Source organism: Candidatus Accumulibacter contiguus, from assembly GCF_012940005.1.
Lineage (GTDB): Bacteria > Pseudomonadota > Gammaproteobacteria > Burkholderiales > Rhodocyclaceae > Accumulibacter > Accumulibacter contiguus.
On record NZ_SPMX01000133.1, the window covers coordinates 1 to 963 of the forward strand.

Consider the following 963-nt stretch of genomic DNA (forward strand, 5'->3'; position numbering starts at 1 on the left):
GCTAGCGTCTTGTCGCTCTTTAGCGCTGCCAGCGCCACCTGCGCCTTGAATGCCGGCGTGTGGTTCCGCCTCGTCCTTCTCGTCATGCTCTCGCTCCTGTTGGGCTGCTTTTGCAGCCGTTCGATGGGGCAAGGCTACCACTTATCCTGCTGTCCGAAATTCCGGGGCCCGCTCTGACCACACCAACCTGGCCAGTTGCCACCAATCACCTACGAATGCGGCAGCCTCGAAAACCCGTTGATCCGACAGCATGTTTGCGACATCCTTGAAGGAGGCGAACGCGCCTTCAAGGAGCGCGCCAAGCGTTTACGAGTATCGATCTGATCTTCGATCAACAGGAACGCTCAACGCTAATCATCCGTTCGTGTAGCCACCGTGTCCTGCGCACGTGCATGTACGCGTCCATCAGACAGGCTCGACATAGGACTTTCGGTCGGGGAGTAACGAAACAGGAAACGGCTCTATATGGTCGTCTCGAAAAACGGGTTGCTAAGTACGGTAAGCCGTTTGCAGAGGCAGCCAAAAAATTTTAGCCGCTAAAATTGGCCTCGCATGAATCACGGCCGGGAGTTGCGGATGATCTTTCGCGGCACATACCCGGAAGTTTCCCTCGCCCTTGCCTGTGGCTTCGTTTCCACTGCAGCCACAGCAGACAATCGCGTTGCCTGCACCGATACCGCCGTCACCGGCAGTGAGCGCACCGCACCCGCCTTCGTCACATCCACCGTAACAAAACGCGCTTCCAGCCAATCCGCCCACTTGGCGGCCTTCACGCGCAGATCGCTCCGGTACACCGCGTTGTGTCGCGGCGTCCGGGAGTGGTAGTTGGCTGCCTTGGTCCAGAGATCGCCTTTGTCGTTCTTGAGGTGTCCGCGGATCCGCCAGGCGGCCAGGTCGAACGCGTAGCAGCCGGCCGCGGCGACATCGTCGGCCGTGATTCCGTAGCGGGACAAATCGCGGAGG

At 59.5% G+C, this 963-nt stretch carries 1 protein-coding gene; it reads right to left on the reverse strand.

All coding sequences use genetic code 11. The annotated features are described in order from the left end of the window. Positions 1–557: 557 nt before the first annotated feature. On the reverse strand, positions 558–963 hold a 406-nt coding region (locus E4Q08_RS25250; protein ID WP_505438053.1), incomplete at its 5' end, for a lysozyme family protein.